The organism is Ruminiclostridium papyrosolvens DSM 2782, from assembly GCF_029318685.1.
In the GTDB taxonomy this organism is placed as follows: domain Bacteria; phylum Bacillota; class Clostridia; order Acetivibrionales; family DSM-1351; genus Ruminiclostridium; species Ruminiclostridium papyrosolvens.
Window position 1 is genome coordinate 3,550,679 of sequence record NZ_CP119677.1, and the last position, 22,928, is coordinate 3,573,606.

At 35.9% G+C, this 22,928-nt stretch carries 23 protein-coding genes; 3 read left to right on the plus strand and 20 right to left on the minus strand.

All coding sequences use genetic code 11. The features are described from left to right. Positions 1-16 precede the first annotated feature (16 nt). The 9 genes from P0092_RS15845 to P0092_RS15885 form a co-directional block, all read right to left on the minus strand. A complete protein-coding gene (locus P0092_RS15845) occupies positions 17-1,225 on the minus strand; it encodes an Ig-like domain-containing protein (protein ID WP_004616516.1) in 1,209 nt (402 codons plus the stop codon). Positions 1,226-1,344: 119 nt separating this feature from the next. Continuing rightward, on the minus strand, positions 1,345-2,295 hold the full coding sequence (locus P0092_RS15850) for an aldolase catalytic domain-containing protein (RefSeq protein ID WP_004616514.1): 951 nt from the start codon (positions 2,293-2,295) through the stop codon (positions 1,345-1,347). Positions 2,296-2,452: 157 nt separating this feature from the next. Further along, positions 2,453-3,337 carry an ABC transporter permease gene (locus P0092_RS15855; protein WP_004616512.1) on the minus strand — a complete coding sequence of 295 codons (885 nt, stop codon included), beginning with the start codon at positions 3,335-3,337 and terminating at the stop codon, positions 2,453-2,455. Further along, positions 3,331-4,251, minus strand: a complete 921-nt coding sequence (locus P0092_RS15860) for an ABC transporter ATP-binding protein (RefSeq protein WP_004616508.1) — start codon at positions 4,249-4,251, stop codon at positions 3,331-3,333. The genes P0092_RS15855 and P0092_RS15860 overlap by 7 nt, the downstream gene beginning before the upstream one ends. A gap of 165 nt (positions 4,252-4,416) precedes the next feature. Beyond that, positions 4,417-4,647 (minus strand): hypothetical protein, encoded by a 231-nt coding sequence (locus tag P0092_RS15865; protein ID WP_004616506.1) that lies wholly within the window; start codon positions 4,645-4,647, stop codon positions 4,417-4,419. 71 nt (positions 4,648-4,718) lie between these two features. Continuing rightward, positions 4,719-4,892, minus strand: coding sequence for a hypothetical protein (locus tag P0092_RS15870; RefSeq protein WP_004616505.1), 174 nt, complete (start codon positions 4,890-4,892; stop codon positions 4,719-4,721). A 130-nt stretch (positions 4,893-5,022) separates the two neighbouring features. Continuing rightward, positions 5,023-5,373, minus strand: coding sequence for a DUF3221 domain-containing protein (locus P0092_RS15875; RefSeq protein WP_004616504.1), 351 nt, complete (start codon positions 5,371-5,373; stop codon positions 5,023-5,025). Positions 5,374-5,461: 88 nt separating this feature from the next. Next, positions 5,462-6,334, minus strand: a complete 873-nt coding sequence (locus tag P0092_RS15880) for an AraC family transcriptional regulator (RefSeq protein WP_004616503.1) — start codon at positions 6,332-6,334, stop codon at positions 5,462-5,464. Positions 6,335-6,525: 191 nt separating this feature from the next. Then, a complete protein-coding gene (locus P0092_RS15885) occupies positions 6,526-7,185 on the minus strand; it encodes a Vat family streptogramin A O-acetyltransferase (protein WP_004616502.1) in 660 nt (219 codons plus the stop codon). A gap of 142 nt (positions 7,186-7,327) precedes the next feature. Between P0092_RS15885 and P0092_RS15890 the strand changes: the two genes are divergently transcribed. Next, the gene (locus P0092_RS15890) at positions 7,328-8,329 is read left to right on the plus strand and encodes a nucleotidyltransferase domain-containing protein (RefSeq protein ID WP_004616501.1); all 1,002 of its coding nucleotides are present in this window, start codon (positions 7,328-7,330) and stop codon (positions 8,327-8,329) included. An 83-nt stretch (positions 8,330-8,412) separates the two neighbouring features. Here P0092_RS15890 and P0092_RS15895 read toward each other — a convergent pair whose 3' ends face one another. From P0092_RS15895 to P0092_RS15915, 5 genes are all read right to left on the minus strand, one after another. After that, positions 8,413-9,258: an AraC family transcriptional regulator gene (locus tag P0092_RS15895; protein ID WP_004616500.1), complete on the minus strand. Its 846-nt coding sequence runs from the start codon at positions 9,256-9,258 to the stop codon at positions 8,413-8,415. A gap of 168 nt (positions 9,259-9,426) precedes the next feature. After that, entirely contained in the window at positions 9,427-11,430 is a 2,004-nt protein-coding gene (locus P0092_RS15900; protein ID WP_004616498.1) for an alpha-glucosidase, read from the minus strand. Positions 11,431-11,470: 40 nt separating this feature from the next. After that, positions 11,471-12,340, minus strand: a complete 870-nt coding sequence (locus tag P0092_RS15905; RefSeq protein WP_004616497.1) for a carbohydrate ABC transporter permease — start codon at positions 12,338-12,340, stop codon at positions 11,471-11,473. Positions 12,341-12,352: 12 nt separating this feature from the next. Then, positions 12,353-13,225, minus strand: a complete 873-nt coding sequence (locus P0092_RS15910; RefSeq protein WP_004616495.1) for a carbohydrate ABC transporter permease — start codon at positions 13,223-13,225, stop codon at positions 12,353-12,355. A gap of 115 nt (positions 13,226-13,340) precedes the next feature. Then, a complete protein-coding gene (locus tag P0092_RS15915) occupies positions 13,341-14,657 on the minus strand; it encodes an ABC transporter substrate-binding protein (protein WP_004616493.1) in 1,317 nt (438 codons plus the stop codon). Between the two features lie 627 nt (positions 14,658-15,284). Between P0092_RS15915 and P0092_RS15920 the strand changes: the two genes are divergently transcribed. Continuing rightward, a complete protein-coding gene (locus P0092_RS15920) occupies positions 15,285-15,950 on the plus strand; it encodes a DUF4867 family protein (RefSeq protein ID WP_004616491.1) in 666 nt (221 codons plus the stop codon). 39 nt (positions 15,951-15,989) lie between these two features. Continuing rightward, positions 15,990-17,219, plus strand: a complete 1,230-nt coding sequence (locus P0092_RS15925; RefSeq protein WP_040758170.1) for an ROK family transcriptional regulator — start codon at positions 15,990-15,992, stop codon at positions 17,217-17,219. A 125-nt stretch (positions 17,220-17,344) separates the two neighbouring features. Here P0092_RS15925 and P0092_RS15930 read toward each other — a convergent pair whose 3' ends face one another. From P0092_RS15930 to P0092_RS15955, 6 genes are all read right to left on the minus strand, one after another. Further along, positions 17,345-18,256: a DMT family transporter gene (locus tag P0092_RS15930; protein WP_004616488.1), complete on the minus strand. Its 912-nt coding sequence runs from the start codon at positions 18,254-18,256 to the stop codon at positions 17,345-17,347. Continuing rightward, complete coding sequence (locus P0092_RS15935) at positions 18,256-19,320, minus strand: transaldolase family protein (RefSeq protein ID WP_004616486.1); 1,065 nt, start codon at positions 19,318-19,320, stop codon at positions 18,256-18,258. The genes P0092_RS15930 and P0092_RS15935 overlap by 1 nt, the downstream gene beginning before the upstream one ends. 87 nt (positions 19,321-19,407) lie before the next feature. Further along, the gene (locus tag P0092_RS15940; protein ID WP_004616485.1) at positions 19,408-20,724 is read right to left on the minus strand and encodes an L-fucose/L-arabinose isomerase family protein; all 1,317 of its coding nucleotides are present in this window, start codon (positions 20,722-20,724) and stop codon (positions 19,408-19,410) included. 35 nt (positions 20,725-20,759) lie between these two features. After that, positions 20,760-21,440 (minus strand): transaldolase family protein, encoded by a 681-nt coding sequence (locus tag P0092_RS15945; protein ID WP_004616484.1) that lies wholly within the window; start codon positions 21,438-21,440, stop codon positions 20,760-20,762. A 55-nt stretch (positions 21,441-21,495) separates the two neighbouring features. Then, complete coding sequence (locus P0092_RS15950) at positions 21,496-21,972, minus strand: RpiB/LacA/LacB family sugar-phosphate isomerase (RefSeq protein WP_004616483.1); 477 nt, start codon at positions 21,970-21,972, stop codon at positions 21,496-21,498. A gap of 10 nt (positions 21,973-21,982) precedes the next feature. Next, complete coding sequence (locus tag P0092_RS15955) at positions 21,983-22,927, minus strand: transketolase family protein (RefSeq protein WP_004616482.1); 945 nt, start codon at positions 22,925-22,927, stop codon at positions 21,983-21,985. Position 22,928 lies beyond the last annotated feature (1 nt).

Below are 22,928 nucleotides of genomic sequence, written 5' to 3' on the forward strand. Positions count from 1 at the left end.
TCATGTATATAAAATATTAGTCATCTTCGGCAGGAATGTTATCGACAGTAATTTTTTGAGTCTTTGTGATGTCACCGCAAGTTACAGTGATAGTAGCTGTTCCTGCACCAACGGATTTAATAAGGCAAAAGCCTTCCTCATCAGGTTGTGAAACTGTAACAACCTTAGTGTCTGATGAAGTAACAGTAATGGTTCCCGGTGCGTTAGAAGGATATTTTGATATATATAACTTAACCGGAGCATCACCTACATACAATTCTGTTTCATCAAAATCGCATTCGAGATCTTCCAATACAACCTCTTTAACAGTTACCTTACAGGTTCCAACCAGCTTGTTTTTATCAGGAGTAGATGTATTTTCATATATTGTTATATTTGTAGTTCCTACTTTTAATCCTTTTAAATAAACGGTTTTCTCCTCACTATACGTGTCAACAATTTTTTCGTCTTGAGAAACAAACAGGTAATTAACATCTGACCTATAATAATTCATAAGATCAAATGCCCACATTCTGGAGCCTAAATCTACTGATGTGTCACCTGCCATTGTTGCTTTTTTTACAGTATACTTAATTGTACCAACTGTTCTGGTAACTTTATTATAGGTTTCTTTAACAGTTACGGTATAAGTTCCGGGTGCTTTTGCAGTAAAAGTGCGTGCAATGAAATTCATATCATCAAATTTACTCAAAATTTCTTTCATGGAAAAATTCTTATTATTTGAAACGTATGTATATGTTGCATTATTATTACGGTAAGAGAAATCAACAGGCTCACTGGAAGAACTTGTTCCCATTGGTATATTAGGTATAAAATCCTGTGATACAGTTGAACTCTTTACTGTAACAGTACAAGTTCCGACTTTTGTTGTTTTACCGTTTAATTTCTGATTACAAGTAATAATAGCACTTCCTGCCTTTACTCCTGTCAAATATGCAGTAGTTCCACTTGCTGCTACTTTTACTATATTATTGTTATTTGACGTAAAGCTATAAGTGGCTTTTTTTACCGGATTTGATACAACGAAAGTATACTTAGCATCTTTAGAATAAAAATCAATACTACTAACAAAACTTCCTGCCCCAATAGTCATTTTACTTGGAATTGACGTCTTTGCAGCAGCATTTGCTGCATTTGTTGCTAAACCTGCAGGCAGAATCATGGTCATAACCAACATCATACAAATAAAAATTCTTGCAATTCTGTTTCTTTTCAATTGGTACATAGGTTTAAACCTCCATATATTTTTTTGTATTGCAACATTACAGGAATTTATTACCTTTCTAACTTTATTTTACTACAATTATATCATAATTCTGCCTTTTTTCATCACTTTTTCCTATTTTAATCGCAATTTACCATGGTGTCGTAGAAGTTAGTATAATCCTCTCTTTTACTGTCTAAAAAAGCGATTGCTTCACGGGGATGCTTATTCATAAGCCCTGTAAGCATATATGCCACATCAAATCCCCAATTATTTTGCTTTTTTATTGCAGGTATATGCTTTTCAATGCATTCAATAATCGGTCTTAAATCATATTTTGGGTTCTTTAAAAATCCCAGAATCAACTCTATAGGACAGTTTCCGGCACCTCTGCCCAATCCCGCTATTGTTGCATCCACAAATTCAGCCCCATGGCCAATGGCTTCAATAGTATTGGAATAGGCTAACTGTTGGTTGTTATGACAATGTATACCTACTTTTTTTCTATCTGCTTTTGCATACTGCATATATTTATTTACCAGTTTATGTATGTCATTTGAGTAAAGAGAACCAAAGCTGTCAACAATGTAAATAACCTCTGCTTCTGATTTTGATAACTGCTCCAGAGTACTATTCAATATACTTTCGGTAAGTAGTGAAACTGCCATAATATTGATAGTAGTTTCATATCCTTTGTCATGAGCATCCTTTATCATATCAATAGCTGTGGGTACTTGATGCGCGTAAGTTGCTACACGTACCATGTCAATTACACTATCAGTTTTTCTTAATATATCAGTGTGATAATCTGTTCGTTCTGCATCAGCCATTACAGAGATCTTTAATCCTGTATTGTTGTCTCCTACTATCCTGCGTATATCGTTTTCATCACAAAACTTCCAAGGGCCATACTGATTACCTGTAAATATTTTTTTATCTGACTTGTATCCTACTTCCATATAATCTATATGTGAACCAACACATGTGTCATATACAGCTCTTACAAAACCATCCTCAAAACTAAAATTGTTAATCAGTCCGCCATCTCTTATGGTACAATCCAATATTTTTACATTGTTATTGTATGACATGATATTACTTCGCCCCTCTCTACTATCTTTAGTAAACAGATTTTTGTATAGAGTATACTGCATTTATCTATAGCTTAAAATTATACATTAAATCCTCATTTAAATCCATATATTGTATAATTTTTTATTTATATCCAGTAGAAAATATGGTATAAAACTAAATTTCTTGTTTTTTCCGTCTGAAATTTATGAAAAACAGAACTAATGAAACCAACGAAACTATTAAGATAAATGTAATTGAAATGTATGAACTGATTTCATTTCCATTCCAGTCAAGAACCACTCCAAAATCATGGGTATAACTTTCACGCACTGATACAGGTGCATTCTTAAAGCACAAATCAATGGATTCTTGCATAAGTACCCGTCTGAAAAGTGAAGCAACATGGCCAAATGGCAGGCACTTTAATACACTTTGAATTGTTTCAGGCAATGCTCCCATTGGTACATAAAGGCCATTAATAAAACCTATTACTGTTCCTATTATCAGACTGGCTGAGGAATATGCACTGTTTGTTGAAAAAAAGGAAACCAAAAAACCCATAAATGCAGCATTCATCATAGCTGACAGGCAAATCAATCCAAGGCATTTTAGAATCATTCCGATGCCGAATAAGTACCCTGTTCCAAAATAAATGTAAGCGCCATAAACTACAAATGATATAACACTTATAATAGCTCCCACTGCAAAGGAAGTTATTACACAAGAAATCGGATATGTCATTGCTGATAGCGGTGAACTTTTAAAGTCCATAACAATTCTGTTCGCCCTGTCATTTACCATCGTGCCTAATGCGCCCAGTGTACTAGTCACTGTGGTTATGGACAATAATCCTGCTAAAATCCAGCTGTTTATAAGGTACGACAAATCATCGCCCTTCAGCATACCATTTGTTTGTTGATTAACAGAGTCCACTTGCATTTTTGCTAAAAATAAAATATATAATGCAATGACTATTAATACTGACAGCAAAGAAAAGAATACTGATGTTCTGTCACGAAAATACAGGCTAGAATTACGGTAAATTAGTTTTTTTAGCATTTGCCTTCCTCCTGACCTTCTCCAATTACATTTAAAAATACATCATCCATATTGCCATGTATCGCTTCAAATGATGTAATGGAGCCTTTTAAATCAGACAATATACTAATTGCCTTCTCCGAAGTTTCTATATTTATTTCAAGTATATTTTTATTATTAATATAAGCAATCTTCTTTTCGTTTAAATAATTTATAACGATTTCTTTAGGCTCGTAAATCTTGAGCAAATCACCCGTGTACTTCTCTTTCAATTGATTTGGAGTACCTTCAGCTACTATTTTACCTTTGTTAATAATTGTAATTATATCTGCATTTGCTGCCTCTTCCATGTAGTGTGTAGTCAGAAAAACGGTCATTTCAAAGCGCTTCTGCATTTCACTGATTGTATTCCATATTGATGCTCTGGTTTTAGGGTCAAGGCCTGTTGTCGGTTCATCTAAAAAGAGTATCTTAGGTTGATTTATTAGTGCACGAGCAATATCAGCCCTTCTTCTTTGTCCTCCCGATAGCTTGCCATACCTGCGATTAAGAAACTCTCCGCATTCAGTTATTTTTGAAGCCTCACTTATTCTTTTCTTTAAATCGGAGCTGCTTAAACCATAAAATGACCCTCTGACAGATAAATTCTCTCTTACAGTGAGTAAATCATCTAAAACATTGTTTTGAAATACAACTCCAATATCTTTTCTAATTTTTTGGTCATCCTTGCCCAGTTCCCATTCATTTATCACAACACTGCCCGAATTCTTGGTTATAAGTGTGGATAATATATCTATTGTTGTGGATTTACCTGCCCCGTTTGTACCCAGAAATGCAAACAAACTTCCTTTTTCAACTTCAAAGGATACATTTTTTACTGCTTCAATTGAACCGTAATTTTTTGCTAAATTATTTACTGTAATTATTTTTGCCATTAACTAAATTACCCCTGTCCAGTCCACGGTATAATGAGACTTCTTATTAGAAAAGACCATAGACTTAAAAATAGAATTATTATGTAAGATTTAGTAATATTTAATTATATAAACACTTTTTGTATATTGTAAAGAATTATTGACAAACAAACAGATTGATTTGTATTATTTGAATGAAAAATCGACTTTGCCTAATGAATGTTCATTTTCAAATATTTCAAGTGTATACTTTTCTCCCTGTACAAACTTAGGAAATTCAAAATAAACCCGGTAAGCTTTGAACATAAAAAAGTCAGGTCCTGCAAATATATTGAAATCTTTTTGCATTGTTTTATGGGATTCTGAAGTTAAAACAGCTTTTGCTCTGAACATATCGTCAGTTTGTTTCTTTATCATTGCAAAATGAAGCTGATGCGTATTTTCAAAATAAACCGGTTCACTTATCCGGATTCCATCTTCCCTTTTACTTAGTATTGTGCCTTTGAGCTTTGACTCTGGGGTGAATGCATTTGTTTTCGTGTAAATAGCATGGCATGAGTTGTAGAAATTAAATCTGACGTTAAAAAACTGTAGCCAAACAAGCCAGTTCCGATTATAGATATAAATATTACTGATATTAGGATAAGTAATCTCTTTTTCATATAAGATACCTCTTTAAGGCTATTACATTTTCTATAATTATACCATTAAATAGCTATTTAAGAAAATTCAGGAATTGATTATCATACTGAATATGTGATAACAATTCCTGATAGGCTTATACATTTACTTTTATGTTGCAAAATCAATGACCTTTATAGTTTTAGCCTTCCCCTGAACAGGATATGATTCCATCACCTCGCCTTTAAAAACTACTTCTACCCTCATGCCTTCCTTCAATTCACTTGCAGATATTTTTGTACTCTTATCTATGCTAACTGTTGCTTTATCATGTATGGTGTCGCCTTCAACCTTTCCCTCTACAAAAATACCAGTTACTTTTTTGTTATCATCCGTCAAGACCTTGGTAATTAGCCCCCGAATCCCTATCTTTTCTTCATTTTTATTATTGGATGTTTTCATGCACCCCATCATATTGAGCATTAACACAGTTGCAAGTACAATGATTAGTATTTTCTTCATATTGAGGCCGCCTCCTTTGTTTATACTCTATTTGACGTAAGAGGCATTTACAAGTTCCATGGCTACGTAATCTCATTCTTTGGAGACATTACTTTTTTAAAACAGGTATCCATATTTCACTTTTAAAAGTAGGTGAAGTAACATCTTTATGCTCATTCCACAAAATTTCCGGTCCTTCTGCCTGTTCATAGTTTGAGGCTGGAAACCATTCCGAATAGATTCGTCCCCAAACATTTTGCAAGGCATCCGGAAATGTTCCAACCGCTTCGAATACTGCCCAGGTAGAGGCTTTAACCTCAATCTTTGCCAGATTTTCCGGACATTCTTGCGTTGTGGCTACACCGATATAATGATCAAGTTCACCCTTTTCTTCCATTCTACCTTCTGAAAAGTTTACAGATGCGCTAATAAGTCCTAAGGGCTCGACATTTGACAGCTCTTTAAGTTTAGTAATAATTTCCTCGTTTAGACTTTGCCACATTGCAGCAATCTCAGGATTAACTCCACTAAAAACGATTGGTACCCTTTTTTTAATACCTATGATGTGAAACGCCTCTTTTTCTACAATTCGATAGTTCATTTCATTTCCCCCTTTAATTGATAATTGGAAAGTCATTCTTGGATAGGCTTTTAAGGATTTGCCATTATGTCTCGCTTCTGACGGTGTTATCCCATGCAAGCCTTGAAACGCTCTCGTAAAAGAATCAGGTGAGCTGTATCCATATTTAACTGCCAAATCGATGATCCTGATGTTGCTGTTGTTAAGTTCAAAGGCTGCGACTGTAAGACGTCTGCGGCGAATATATTCCGATAGTGAAATACCAGATAAAAAAGAAAACATTCTTTGAAAATGGTACTCCGAGCAAAAGGCCAATCTTGCCACTTCCTTAAGATCAATTTCATTATCAAGATTTTCTTCAATATAGTTCAATGCGTCATTCATTCTCTTTAACGAATCCATTTGTGACCTCCTTTCATCAATAGGATAGCAAAATTCAAGTAAACCTATCCGACATTCCCCGTACGCTTTATGTAGGATTTTCTTAATGATATAAGCAACATCATTGGCCTGCGGAATTCATCCGACATTTCAGGGATACTGTTCAGTAAATATTCTGCCGGTTTGGACTCAACAAGTCCTGTTATTTCATTTTATTCCTCTATAACAATCGACTTAAGCTTATTAATATCATCACTGCAAAGATTAGGAATATTTTCTGTTATCTTCTCGACACTCCAATTCCACCACTTTATTTGTTGCAAATACTCTATGACTTCATCGTCAAACCTCTTTTTTATAATCTTAGCCGGATTCCCTCCCACAATACTATAAGGCGGCACATCCTTCGTAACTACTGATTTTGCAGCTATTATCGCACCATCACCGATTTTTATTCCAGGCATGATAACAGTTTCATACCCAATCCAAACATCGTTTCCAATTACGGTATCACCCTTAAAGGGTAAATCCTTTAATTTAGGAATCCCTGCTTCCCAACCATTTTGAAAGATACCGAAAGGATATGTTGTAAATGCCTTCATTTTATGATTTGCACCATTCATTATAAACTTTACATCAGAAGCAATAGCGCAAAATTTTCCAATGAGAAGTTTATCTCCTAAGAAGTCATAGTGATACAACACATTTTTCTCAAATTTTTCAGGATTGTTGTCGTTATCATCGTAGTAGGTGTACTCTCCTACTACGATATTCGGATTCTTTATTATATTCTTCAAAAAAGCAATTCTGGTAAATTCCTCCTTAGGATAAACAGTATCCGGGCTCGGTCCGTATTTCTTTTCTTCTGTCATTAGAATTATTACCTTCCTTAAAAAATCTCCCTATTTTTATTATGAGTATAATAATATTATTTATGATAATATAGAAAGTAATCTTTCACAACCTGATCCATGCTATACTTTAATAATGGTAGGTATATAAAAGGAGACCCCTATGGATATTCAAGCCTTAAAAGATAAGCTTAATTCTAAAGAATATGATTTTTTAAGAAAAGACTCTCATCTGGGAGATAATATACTAATTCTCACAACCGGTGGGTCTATCGCCTATGGAACCAATGTAGATACAAGCGATATTGATATCAGGGGCGTTACTTTGGAAAACAAGCAGGATATTATGGGTTTGTCTGACTTTGAGCAATTTGAAGACAAATCAACCGATACGGTTATATACGGCCTTAAAAAATTCATCTTACTTTGTATAAATTGCAATCCCAATGTACTGGAGATTCTTGGAACAAAACAAGAACATCTCCTTGTCATTTCAAAAGAAGGGGAGTTGCTTAGAGACAATGTTGAATTATTTCTATCAAAAAGAGCTATACAAAGTTTTGGCAGCTATGCCACAGCCCAATTAAGAAGGCTGCAAAATGCTTTAGCAAGGGATAATTATCCCCACTCTGAAAAGGAGCAGCATATCTTAAATAGTATTCTGTCGCAAATGGAACATTTGCAAAGATCTTATAAAAGTTTTACTAACAAGGAAATAAGTTTATATATAGATAAATCTGACAGACAAGATATGGATACGGAGATATTTATAGATGTAAACTTAAAGCATTATCCCCTCCGGGACTTTAAAAATATTTATTCCGATATGAACAATATAGTTAAGGATTATTCCAAGCTGAATCACAGAAACAGCAAAAAGGATGAACTTCATCTGAACAAACATGCTATGCATCTGATTCGCCTTCTGGTAACAGGCACAGAAATCCTTAAAGGAAAAGGTGTAACTACGTATAGAGAAAAAGAAAGAGCATTTTTTCTTGATATACGCAGTGGAAAATATAGTTATACCGAGATTTTTGAAATGGTCGATGATTATGAGAATGAATTTAAATTGGCAGCTGCAAATACTGCTCTGCCGGACAAACCTGATTATAAACGAATTGAAGAGTTGATGCTAGATATTTATAGTACTACATTACCCTGACTCCTATATGTTCTTGCAGTTACCTTTTAGGTGTAAGTGGAGAGCATATAGGAAAGGTAATCATTCTTAAAGAAATCTATTCATTATTTAGGTATGATGGGAACCCATAATTCATCTTTAGGGTTATGATCAGGTGCATAAAAGCACTCAATGCATGGAAGATTAGCAAGTTCATAGCCTGAAGTCGGAATCCATTCTGTATATAAACGTTTCCAAGCTTCCACAGTATTTGGGAACACCGCCCATGTACTCGGTGGAATTACAATAGCCTCCATTCCTTCTTTAACCTCTCCATCGTACCTTACTCCCATAAAGTAATCAAATTCTTCATGGTTTATGGTTGCCTGCTTTCCACAAATTCCCAATATACTTTCCAGTTTACATTTTGGGTTTTCCCAAGACATATCAACAAGTGTCTGAACAAAACCCTCCTTCACAGCTTCTTCCCAAAGAGCAGGGATTATTTCAAACCCTCTCCTTGTTTCAACAGTTTTCTTTTTACCAATAATCCTTAATTCAAAATCCAAATTTTCAATCCTATACTCCATCTCGGTTTCTCCTTTAATAGATATTTGAAAGGATATTCGAGGAAAGGCCTTTAACTGTACCCCCTTATCACGAGCATTGGACGGATTTATCCCATGTAGCTTTTGAAAAGCCCGTGAAAACGAGTCCGCAGAGTCATATCCGTATTTTACGGCTACGTCAATAATGCGAATATCACTTCTTTGAATTTCAAACGCAGCAAGGGTTAACCTCCTTCGCCTGATATATTCCGACAGGGAAACATCCGTAATAGACGAAAACATCCTTGAAAAGTGATACTCCGAACAACATGCAGCTTGAGATACCTTCGAATAATCTATCTCACCCTCAAGATTACTTTCTATGTAATCCAATGCTTTGTTAATTCTATTTAGCCAATCCATTTGCTCTCCCCTTTCTATATCAATTTTATACAGGATGAAAAAATACTGCCCGACATTTCTTGTACGAAGATGTCGGGTAAAATTTTATTTGTTTTACCATTTTAACATATAAAACCCCCTTAACCGAAAATATAATTTCCAGCTAAGGAGGTAAAATATATCGCTGATTTATTTTATTCCATACTGCTTCTGAATTGATTCAAACAGACTTGCATACTTGGAATTCTTTTTATAAAATGCAGGTGTGAAGCCCATTCCTGCCTCCACTGTAACTGTTCCGCCCTCATACTCCTTACCTGTCCAAAGGTGAACCCACTGGTCATTTGGAAGATAAACCTCCCATTCCCGTGCATCAGGCAAATATACAGGTGCAATCAACATATCTTCTCCGAATAAATATTCGGTTTGAATATCATATGTTTTTTCATCATTTTCATAATGTAAGAACAGTGGCCTTTGTACAGGTAGTCCTGAAGCTGCATTAATACTTACAAGACTCTTTATATATGGTGCCAGCATAGTATAGATTTCCGTCAGTCTCGCAAACTGCTCCAAAGTATCTGCATCATCATAATACTGGAAGTTTTCCTCAGGCCTGTTTCCTTCATGAGTTCTCATTACAGGAGTAAATACAGCCATTTCAGCCCATCTTAAAAATACTTCCTTTGTCCTGCAATTATTAAACAGGGAGGTATAACCGCCGATATCACTATGATGCAGGCCACATCCGCTCATTGCAGCACTGAGTGCACCGCAGATTACAGTAACCAGACCATCGTGCATTGAGAAATCCACACTTTGATCCCCTGCCCACAGCAGTGTACAGTATTTTTGAGAACCGGCTCCTCCTGCTCTCATAAAGTATACTATTTCCCCAAGCTTTCCTGTTTCTACAAGAGCTTCGTAGTTGCATTTTGCCCAAAGGACAGGCCAGTGATTGTGTTCTATCATCGCCGGAGAGCCATTGTATAACTGTAAATCTGTAGGTAGGTATTCCCCGAAATCAGCCATCCAACCATCTATTCCAAATTCAATAATATGTTTTTTTATCAGCTCTTTAAACCATTCATAAGCCTTGGGATTTGTAAAATCTACAACACCGCAGTCAAACTCTCCAAAATCCACAAGATAATCATTTCCGTCAAGAGACTTAGCGAAATATCCCTTTTCCTTGCCTTCCTTATACAAATCTCCCTCTTTTACAAGGTACGGGTTGTTATAAGCAAGGAATCTGATATTTTTTGCTTTATATTCCTTAATTTTTTCAGGCAACTCAGGATACATTTCCTGATTCCACTTCCAGTTCCAGTTAAGGCGCTTACCAAATGAAGTGATTCTCTTTCCCGCCCAATCCTGACACCAGACACCTGAGACTTTAATCCCATTTCTAAGAGAACGGTCAACAAGAGCGAAAGAGCGTTCTGTGCCTCCTTGAAGCCCAAGGATTGCCCCATTATATATCCAGTCAGGCAATTCTACCTGTCTTCCAAGAAATCCGGTGAGCTTTTCAAGCAACTCAATATAGGTAGGTGCGGCTTCAATCCTAATCTGCTTTGGCACTTCCCATATTTGCAATTCATGAAAAGCTTTGTTTTTGAAGTTAAAATCCGCATAAGCAGTTGAATCAACATGGAGGTAATAGTGTTTGGTTGATACGTAAGTAGGCTGAGGATAATTAGTATTGTAATAGTCTCCTCCGGCTTTATTCTCCACATCAGACCTCCAGGTTACATAGGTAGTTTTATCCCTGCCCACACCCGGCTCCGACGTCCAGAGCGGAAAATTTCTCCCTCGCAGATTAAAATAGGACATCTGCTCTCCGCAACCGAAACATTTTTCGTTTTCATCGGCATCTATTCTAATCCAAAATCTGTTGATTTTATCATCTTTCTTTTCAAAGTCCATCAAGAACCTATTATCTTCGATTTTAATATTAGCCGTTAATTTATTTTCAAAATTTAATGAATATCCATTGTTAATTTTTTGTATAGTAAAACTCTTTAATGGATATCTTTCAATTACATAATCCTTGATATCAAAGTTTCCTCTATACATCTCCACAGTTTCATTGCCATACCCTATATAAATAGACGGATTTTCTGCCGTGTGATGAATAATACATTTATCCTGATATAATAGCTTAAAGCCATCATTTAGTTTAACTAGTTCCATTATTTCTCCTCCAGGCATATTTTTCGCGAAAATCAAAGTATTAACCCTTTACAGCACCACTTGTCAAACCCGATATAACCTGTTTCTGGAATAACATGTATCCAATAATACTAGGAGCTATACTGATAATAATTGCAGCGTACATAGAAACGTAATCTGTAGTAAACTGGTTTGTAAAATATCTGATACCTATCTGTATAGTTTTTGTAACCGGTGATGAAGTAAGAAGATTCGCATATACGAATTCATTCCAACAGGTTATAAATTCAAAAGTTGCCGCTGTTACCAAACCTGTTTTAGTTAATGGTAAAATCATTTTAAAGAATCTTCCGTAAAATCCGCTTCCGTCAATATAAGCGGCTTCTTCTATTTCAGCAGGGAAGCTGGCCATAAACCCACGAATAATAAAGGTTGAAATAGGTAATCCGATTGCAGCGTAAAGAATAATTAATGCACCTAAAGAATCTACCAGACCCATTTTACTGAATATTGAAAAATAAGGAACCATAAGTGCATTAAGAGGAACAAGTACACCTACTGAGAATAATGTAAATATGACTTCTCTACCTTTAAACTTGAAACGAGATAAACAGTATGAAAGCATAGCGGCAATCAGAACGTTTATCACTGTAGCTGTTACAGCAACAATAACAGAGTTTGAAATCATTCTGCCTAGATTTGCTTGTTGAAATGCATTTACATAGTTCTGCCATTGTGGTACCGCAGGTAAGGAAAATGGATTATCGAAATATTCCGCATTAGTTTTCAATGATGTAATAAACAGCCATAATAGTGGAAACAATGTATATACTGCAAAAAATATGATTAAAACCCATTTAAAAAACGATGTTAAGTAATCTTTGATGTTCTTTTTATCTCTTACAATTGACTGAGTAGTTTTCGCTGACATATTTCTCCTCCTTTACTCCTTATTTAATTTAGCAAATACACCACGAATGAGTAAGATAACAAAGGCTCCTGTTAATATAAGCATAACGCTGGAAGCATTTGCTCCACCATAGTTATTTGTTTTCATCTGATTGTACAGATAAAGTACAAGCACGGAAGTTCTGTTTGCAGGTCCTCCATTTGTTAACAGATATACCTGTTCAAACGTTCTTAATCCGAAAATCATAGCCAATGTTACACAAGTCTGAAATGAACCTTTGATTAAAGGTATTGTGATATGAATATGTTGTCTTATTCCGTCAGCACCATCAATTTGGGCCGCTTCATAATAGCTTTCATCAATATTGGTTATATCCGCCAACATTATAACCATATAATAGCCGATGTAAAATACCCAATAAATCAGCATACACGGAAAAGCAGTTTTTACTGTACCAAGCCAGTTTGTTGCATATTCACCAAGACCTATGGCTCTCAGCAAACCGTTAATCAAACCGAATTCGCTGTTGTACATTGCTGCCCATAACATGGCGAGAGCAATTCCCGAAATAACCTGTGGCAAAAAGTACACTGTTCTGAAAAATTGCCAACCTCTTGGTTTCTTTGATAATATTAATGCCATAAGCATTGCGAGAGGAACCTGCACGCCTCCGGCAACTACAGCCCACAGAACATTGTTTTTTACACTGCGCCAAAATACTTTATCACTAAAAATATCCCTATAGTTATATAACCCTTTAAATATAGGAGATGTAATCCCGTTCCACTCAAAAAGACTGGTTATTGATACATAGCCTACCGGTATAATAAAGAATAATGTAAATAGTGCAAGTCCCGGCAATATAAAGATGCAGATGTTTTTTATGTCATGTTTTTTAACTTCCATCGCTCCTGCCTCCATCATCCGAACCAACTCAAAATAATATAGTCGTTATTTTTACTTTGGCAGGCTGTAAAGCCTGCCAAAGCACTTCAATTTTTTGTATTGATTATAGTATTATTTATTTTGCAGCTTTTTTTAATTCTGCAACAAACTGCTCTGGAGTATATTCTCCAAGAATAAGACCTTCAAGTGCTGGTGGGAATGCTGTTACTACCTTTGTAGGCATTGCAGACTCAAATGTTCCTATCATATATGGAGCAGCAGTACTTTGTTCAATCATTGTAGCCTGAAGCTTTTCTGTTTGATCAGTAATCTTAGACTTGATAGTAAATATTGAACCTGATGAATTTGACAATTCAGTCACTCTGTCAACATCACAAATATATTTTAAGAACTTAACTATTGCTTCTTCTTTTGCAGGATTGTCCTGCTTAGCAGCAGCTATGTAAGCCTGAACTGCATTTACGTATGCTCCTGACTTACCGCCATTGTAGCCTAAACCTGCACTGATAGCCAGATTGTCATATAAGCCCTGAACACCTTCTTTTTTAATTCTGGATAAAATCCATGATCCGTTTGTATATATTGCTGATCTTTCATTAAAGAAATGTCCGTTTACAACTGTAGCATCAGCTCCAAGTGCATCAGGAGAAGTGTAAGTAAACATCTTTTGCATTATCTTTGCAGCTTCTACAAATGCAGGATCATCCAGTCCTTTTTGATAAACATCAGGTCCTCCTGCTGCTGCGAGCGCATATGAATACCAGAGCATTGAAGTCCATGCGTTTTTATTTGTCATCTGTGCAGTTGGGAATATCTTTTTAGCTTTTAGTGCATCACAGACTTTCCACAACTCTTCGTAAGTAGTAGGAACATTACTTATTCCCACGCTGTTTAATAATTTCTTATTAAACATTATTGCAATAACCGCATTCTCATATGGGAGTGCAAAGTTTTTGCCCTTGTACTGAGATGTCTTAATTACACCTTCTGCAAATTTATCAGCCCATTCCTTATCAGCCAAGTAGGAAGTGAGATCCATTAACTTACCTGATTCAGAATACAACTGTAGGTCTGCGCTTGATTTGAAGGTAAAAATATCAGGTGCATTACCAGTTGATATCATAGCCCTAATCTTATCTTCATAAGCATCATAATCTGTGTATTCTTCAATTTTTACTTCGATTTTAGATTCATTTTCCTTGTTGAATGAATTAACCATCTGACCAAAAACTTTTGCTTTTCCGTCTGTTCCAACCCAAATACTAGGGAAAGTGATTACAACCTTTTCAGTACCTGTACTTTTCCCGTTTGTTGAATTAGAGGTTGAATTTGTCGACTGGCTTACATCTGATTTACCACATGCTGCAAAAATCGCCATTGTCATTGAAAGAACTACCATTAATGCCATAATACGTTTGATAATCTTCCCCATAATTGTTAACCTTCTTTCTCATATTATTTTACCAAATAAAAATTTTACCCTGCTGTATGGATTTTAACATTGGGCACAAGCTATATTTTTAGGCATTTATACCAATTCTTCAATAAATTAAAACCTTTAATTTATTGAAGAAAAAAATAAAACTTGTCGGTGGCTATCCAGTCATTAAGTAACCCTTGGGTTCGTTATGTTACTAACAACTATACATATTCACCAAAAACATTAGTTTACAATGGCAATTATATATCATATATGATAAAAAGTAAACAGTTATTTTATATTTTTCGACTTAATAATACATTTAATAAATTTCACATTTTGTACGGTAAAATTATTTGTTTAAATATTTTAATTATGTCGCACTTCTTTAAGTATCTCAGTATTAATTGGCCTAATACGGGTACTCATGCAGCCATAGTATTTTAAGTCCAACGGATTGAAAGATTTTGATTACTATGATATTCTTAAATAAAGTTCTGCATAATATATTTTCTGGCTTTTTTATTAACACTTATAATTAATTTCTCTTTTACGATATTAATTACGAGATATATTTCCATATATTGTGTAGACAGCTTTATATTTTTTTGTAATATATTATATTTATAAGGAGACTCTATGATAAACTATTTAAAACAATTAAATCCTGCTCTGCAAATAAAAAGTATATTAGATGAAGCTTTTTTAAAGTATGGAAAAGTACTTGACCAATATGACTTTTCCCAATGTATTGAAATTACCAAAACCAAAGGTATTCCCGATTCCGGTAATGTGTATGTTGCAAGTGACGATGAACTAATGAGCACAGCTATTGCAAAAGAGCTTAGTAATAGGTTTTATGGTAACATGCCTATTCAGATAGGATATTGCAACGGTAACAGTACTATGCTCAACGCTCTGGAATACCACAAAGGCTCTGAGATAGATGTAGCTGTAACAGATTTGGTACTTATTTTAGCAGATATAAGAGATATTAAGCATAATCAACTGCCAAGTACATCAACTGAGATTTTCTTTGTTCCACAAGGAACTGCTGTTGAACTATATGGTACTACACTGCATTTTGCCCCCTGTAAAGTATCAGATAATGGGTTTATGAGTATAATAGTACTTCCTGAGGGAACTAATCAGCCACTCCCATCTATTCCGTCCCCCATATGTGAAGAGGATAAGCTTTTATGGATGCAGAACAAATGGTTAATTGCCCACAAGGATAGTATTCCGGCATCTAAAGGAGCATGTGTAGGAATAACAGGTGAAAATATTGAAATAAAATACAAATAATTTTAAGATAACATAATCTAAGGAAAAGAAGTGAGAACTATGGATCAATCCGCAAATGGAATTAACATGCTGGGAGTTAAGATAAAAAACAGGAGTTCAATTTTATATTTGATTTACCGTTCAGGTGGTATCTCCAGAAAGGAGATAGCCAATAAGCTTAATTTGACTCCGGCTGCAATTACTCTGATTACAACTGACTTGATTAACGAAGGAATCCTTGTTGAATCTGCAGTGGAACAAAATAACAATCGTAAGGGACGTAAAGAAATCCTTTTAGATATAAACAGAAAAAAATATGCAACTATCGGTATCTATATAAGTACTAATAAATTTCAGATACTATGTATGGACTTGAATAATATTGTTATTTTTGAAGATACAGTATTTACAGCTGATTGTCACAAGAAATCCTCAGCCATATTAGATAAGGTATGTACAATTTTGGAGCATAACCTTATTTATTATGATATAGTCAGAACGAGAACTATTCTGGGTGTCGGTGTAAGTGTTAAGGGTATTGTAAATTCCAGAGCCGGAGTGAGCATTAATTCTTATAACGTCTGGGAGGATAATGTTAATGTTGTTGAATATATTCAGAAAAGAATGAAGGTTCCCGCAATATTAACAAACAATATCTGTTCTCTGGCACATGGAGAAAGTTTTTTTGCAAACATGGAGCATCCCAAGGATATGCTGTTTATAAAATACGGCCCCGGTGTGGGAGCAGCCAGAGTATTTTATCAGGACACATTAAGTGTTTATGATTTCAATGCAATTCAACTGGGTCATACTATCGCAGACCCCAACGGTGCAATATGTGAATGCGGTAACCGAGGTTGTCTTGAAACCATCGCCGGATACGATGCTATCGAAAGAAATGCCGCCAATATATTATCAAACAAGCTGACGCCATATCTCTTCTCATACACAGACGGAAACACAGAAAATATAAATATAAAAAATATAATAAAAGCATACTATGATGGAGATAAATTGATAGAGGACATTCTTGACAGGTCTATTTATTTTCTGTCTATTGCAATAAAAAATGCAATGTGCTTGTTTGACCCAAAATCAATAATTTTGTACGGCGAACTTTTTGAAAACGAAAAATTCCGAAAGAATCTGTATATACATTTATCAAATTACTCAGGTTATGAAAAAGTAACCTTCAGCAGCTTCAATCTGCAATTGGAAACTCAAGGGCCTGCTTCAACCATAATAAACTTTTTCTTTGAAAACGGCGGCTTAATAGATACAAAGGATTAAATTATATTTTGCATAACTTGCGGGTTCTTCAGAACCCGCATTTATTATTTTAATGGCAAAAAAATAACTGATGCACAGTGAATATAATTTATTCTCTGTACATCAGTCTCTATACCTTAATCAGTTCAGCTTTTTTGCATTTCAGCTTTTTTCTTTTGCTCAAGCAATATTCCAAACGCTCCTGCTAAAACTATTGCTATTCCAATATACTGGCCCGACACCATAACATCTCCAAACAGGAGAAAGGCTACTATTGTCGCAACTATCGGCATCAAAAGCAGGAATACTTTAACAATCCAAACAGGGAAACGTCTAAGGTTATAATAATATACAATATAGATGAGAGTCTGTCCCAAGCCTGCGACCAATATCGCCACCAACAGCGGCCTGTTTTCAGTCAGCCTGCTGAGTTGTCCCATGGTACCCATAAATATCGACGTGCCAATAAACATAATCATAGTAATAAAATTATTATAATAAGCTACTACATTATCCGCCGCAGGATTCTTCTTGTCCAACTGAACGCTTTTAATTACAAAGGCGTTGATGGATACAAATAATGCGCTCAATATAAAGAATATATCTGCTTTATTCCCAATTTTGAACTTACTGAAATCAATTCCCATAACCATAAGAACACCAAATAGCATTATAAAGGTGTATGTCCAGTCCAGCTTCGTGAATTTTTCCTTGTATATTATAACAGAAATTAAATTAACAAAGATAATATCACATTTTAGCAAAGCTGTTCCTGCCCCTGCATGGGAAAGACTAAGTCCAATAAAGGCTGTTAAATCAAGGGAAAAACCCAGAACACCAATCAGTATTAATCTAAATAGAATGCCTTTTGTATTTAATAAAAGCTTTAGCTCGTTTCTTTTAAACATTATTACAGTTAAAAGAACCATAGTTATAAATCTAATAACAATTCCCACTGTAAAAACTGACATTTCCGAGACGGCTTTTTGACTTGCGACATAATAGCATCCCCATATGAATGCTAATAGCAATAAAGGAGCTGTTTGTTTTATTTTCATTAAATCATGTATCCCCTTACAAGTTTTAATAATTCGTCATAACCGCCAATAAACCCGGATACTGTGGTTCTGAAGCCGCCATATTTTTCGAATTCGTTATACTTCATTCCAAATTCGTCAAAGGATTTTTGAAATTCGCTAAGCTTTTTGAGTTGATTCATGTATTCTTCTTTAACAGGTATTTCAATTCTGCTTACAACTTCGATTTCACATGAGTTCAGTTTTTTATGCCAGTTGAAAGGAATAGTCATTGACAAATCCCCACCTATTAATTGTGACCAATGGTGATGGTTTCTGCATGCCGCTGAAAGCAATCTGGTTTTATAGCCTCTTTCCTTAAATATTCTGTAGGCTTCTTTCATAACAGCAACCCCTGACCATTCCATGATTTCAGGATCAACAATTATATCATTTTCGTCAGCATATTTCTTCATCCAGTCATCAGTCCTGCCTATCATTATTGTGCAAACAGGTGACATAGCGTCAGTTGACAGACCTTCAGCTTCTCTTCTCTTTAAACCTCTTTCAACAGCTTCGGCAACTGCAACAGCCTGTGCAACAGTGAAAGAAACAGTTGCATTAATACTGATTCCTCTGTAAGTTGCCTCTTCCATTGCCTTAATTCCTGCTTCTGAGGCAGGCATTTTTACCTGCATATTTTCGCCAAGGCTATTGATAACATCTGCTTGCTGTAACATTTTTTCAGTATCTCTGTAATACTTGGGATTAGTCTGAATTGACAGTCTGCCCTTTTTACCCTTTGACTCACTGAAAATAGAAAGAAGCTTTTTTGATCTAAGTTTACCTATTTCATAAATCAGAGCCCATGCCACATCTTCTTCAGTCATGTCTTTTCTTTCTGCAACCATTTCTTTTATACGCTTTTCCCAAATAGCCAATTCTCCCTTGATAACAGAACCTACTATAGCAGGATTACTTGTAGCACCAACACAGCCTCTCTCCAATGCGTAGTTCAGTTCGTTTTCACCACAGGAATCCATCCATATATCCGTATTTGGAAATTTAACTACCGTTTCATGTAATTTGCCCTTAAATGTGCTCATAATTTAACCCCCTGTATTTTTTAAATGCTTTTGTTAAGGCAATTACCATCAGTTTGTTATCTGAAAAGTAATTGCCCTATATTTTTACTACTCTATAACTTCGTAATTCATCATTTTTGCTGCCAGTCTCAATACATCTCTGTACTCTCCGTACAGCATAGCCAGATGGTGTGCGACACCTGTTTCTGTTACTGTATTGAGCAAGTCATTTATGTTCTGTTCAAATTTTACCTTTGTGTAAGTTCCGCAGAGCTGTTTCTTCATTTCTATTGACTCACCTGCTGCAAGGAACATTCTTGTTTTTCCGCGGGCAGTGTCAAACCTTATAAGATTAACATGTCCCTCTTTCATTACAAACCCTGCAGTTACACCTTTACCTCCGGCAAAATAAGTATCCAGTGTTCTTTCACTCTTTCCGTCCCACAGATTAGCCGGTGCAACACCGCAATGCCACATAAGAGCAAAATCTTCCTGGAGATCAACTTGTGAAAGGTCTGCAAGGAATGGTGTTTCAGCACCCAATGCAGCTCCTGCCAACATGGATAGAGCACCTTCAACGTCACCCTCACAGGATAAAATTATTCCTTTTGATTGAAGAATAGACATTGCTGCACAAGGTGAAATTCCGTAATTTGCTGCAAATTCCGGCCAGCATCTTACTGCTACTGCCGTAAGGCCATTTTTCTCAACAAACTTAGTAGCACTTACACAAAGCTGAGCAACTTTTTTAACCTGTGTATCATTTACTTCCTTACATATGAATAAAGAGCGGACTTCCTTTTCTTCTTCTTCAATTTCAACATCTGTAACAGGCTGTGAAAACATATCAGCAATTTCATAATGGTCTATCAAAATGCCTGTTTTCTGATAGATATCCATGTCATCAACACCAACATTAAAGAATCCGTGTGCACGATAGCCTACAAGTCCTACCCTTGCATTTTGGAGAGCAACCTTTACTCTCAAGGCATCTACCCATTTTTCGTCAATGCTGTCTCCTATAGTGCAGGAGTAGTCATCCTTTCCTGTCTTATAAAGATTGGAAGCATTGAGGTTCAAACCGCAGACAGCATTCAGACGAATTTTACCGCCGTCGTAAGGAAGCTCATTGTACGCCCAGAGTAAAAATGGCTTTTTAATGTATTTTGCAAAAATCAAGGCCAGATGTCCTAAATGGAAAGTACCGCTTATTATAACAACACCATCTACATTTGCTGCTAAAAGCTTAACCGCTGCATCTTCTGCATCTTGTATTTCAATTACGCATTCTTCAATAAACGTATAGTCCACATCAGGCAGCTTTTTCAAGTCTTCAATTGTTTTTGTATACATTGCCTGTGCTGTCTTGTATTCATAAGTAGTTCTGGTCAGACAAACAACTCCAAGTTTAACTTTTTGTTTCATAGTATCTCCCATCTACGCATACAGCGTTCGTAATATTATTCTTTTGCTGTACCATCCCAAGCATTTCTGAATACACCTAATCCATATGCTGTAAAAGGATGCTCAAAGCTTGCCTTGTATACATCCAGTCCACAGGTTACAATGTCTGCACCCAGGGCTGCGAAATCACCGATTTGCTTACCGTTTCTTACTGCTGCAACAATTATTTCAGTATCAAAGCCGTAGTTTCTGTATATATCAATAATGTCAGAAATATAATCTATTGAGTTGTCACCGCTGTTTTCCTTCCAGCCTACGAAAGGTGAAACAAACTTAGCTCCAAGTTTTCCTACAGGAATTGCCTGTGATGGAGAAAATACCAGTGTAACGTTTGTTCTTATTCCCATTTTTTCAAGCTTTTTAGCGGCAATCAGTCCCTGTTCTGTACAAGGAAGCTTTATTACGTAGTTTGGTGAATAAGATGCGACTTCCTTAGCTGCTTCAACTATATCCTCCCACTTATCATGATGTGGATTGATTTCGAAGGATACTGGAAACTTATCCATACCCTCAATTCCTTCTTCCTTTATCCATGCTGCTACATCTTTAACAACCTGCATAAAAGGCTTTCCGCTTAATTGAATATGTTTTGGGTTAGTTGTAACACCATCAATACAAAAATTTTCGTATGCATACTTGATTTCGTCCAGTTTTGCACTGTCTAAAAAATATTTCATAGAAGTTTCCCTCACTTTTCTTAATTGTTTTGGTTATTTGTTTTGGTTGTTTGGTTTATTTATAAATCTCATCTTCAATATTTTTAACTTGTATTCTTGCATTTCTTAAATTCTTTGCTCGCCATTCTTCAAGGTTCTGTGTAAATTCCGTATTAAGGAAGGTGTCTACCATGGCACAGCCCACAATTTCGGCAGTAAGCCAGCCGCCAAGGCATAAAATGTTAGCATCGTTTATAGCTCTGGCTTTTTCAGCAGCATATGTATTTTCACAAACTGCTGCATACACTCCCTTGTGCTTATTAGCAACAATTGATACTCCCATACCGGTACCGCAGATTAATACAGCTCTTTCAAATTCCCCGTCTGATACTCTCTTTGCAACTGCCGAAGCTACTTCAAAATATGGTTTGGGTTCCTCTTCGTTGAGTGTGCCACCGTCAGTAACTTCATAACCCAACTGTGTCAAATGTGCTTTTATAGCTTCCTTTAATGGAAAACCTGATTTGTCGGAACCAATAATTATTTTTTTCATAAAATCCCCCTTATCTTTTCATGGCTATGGCTTTTTCAGCTGCCAGAACTATTTCTTTTTCAGTAAGTCCATATTTTTCTTTCAGAAAGTCTGTAAAACCTACTTCTCCAAAGGTATCCTTTACTCCAACTCTCTGTACTGGAACAGGATAGTTTTCGCTGAGGTATTCTGCAACTGCTCCTCCCAATCCGTTGAGTATGGAATGATTTTCGGCGGTTACAACTGCTCCCGTCTTTCTTGCACTTTGCAGCACAAGTTCTTCATCTAAAGGTTTAATTGTATGAATATTTATTATTTCTGCGTCTATTCCTTTTGCAGACAGTGTTTGAGCTGCCTTCAAAGCCTCCGCCACCATTATTCCGCTTGCCAGAATGGTAACATCTTTTCCCTCTTTAATAACAATACCCTTACCAAGTTTGAATTCAGTATTGTCATCAAATATCTGAACTGCATTTCTTCTTAACAACCTTATATATACAGGGCCGTAATGCTCTAATATTTGTGGGAAAATCTTCTTTAACTGAGCGCTGTCTACGGGTTCGTATATAATCATATCCGGTATATTTCTCATAATTGCTACATCTTCCATACTCATATGAGTACCGCCATTAAGCTCTGCAGTCACTCCGGGGTCACTACCCATAATCTTTACATTCAGTCCTGCATAAGCAACTGATAATGTAACCTGATCACATACACGTCTTGTAGAAAAAGGAGTAAAGGTATGAGTAAACGGTACTTTTCCCATTGCAGACATTCCTGCTGCAACTCCAATCATATTTGCTTCCTGAACGCCGCAGTTTATAGTTCTTTCGGGAAAAGTTTCACCAAAGCGTGTAGTTCCAGCCGCCTTCATAAGGTCAGCTTCTACTATAACAAGTCTTTCATCCTGCTTTGCATATTCTATCAGCAGGTCTACATAGGTCTCTCTTAACCATCTGTTTTCAAGTACCATA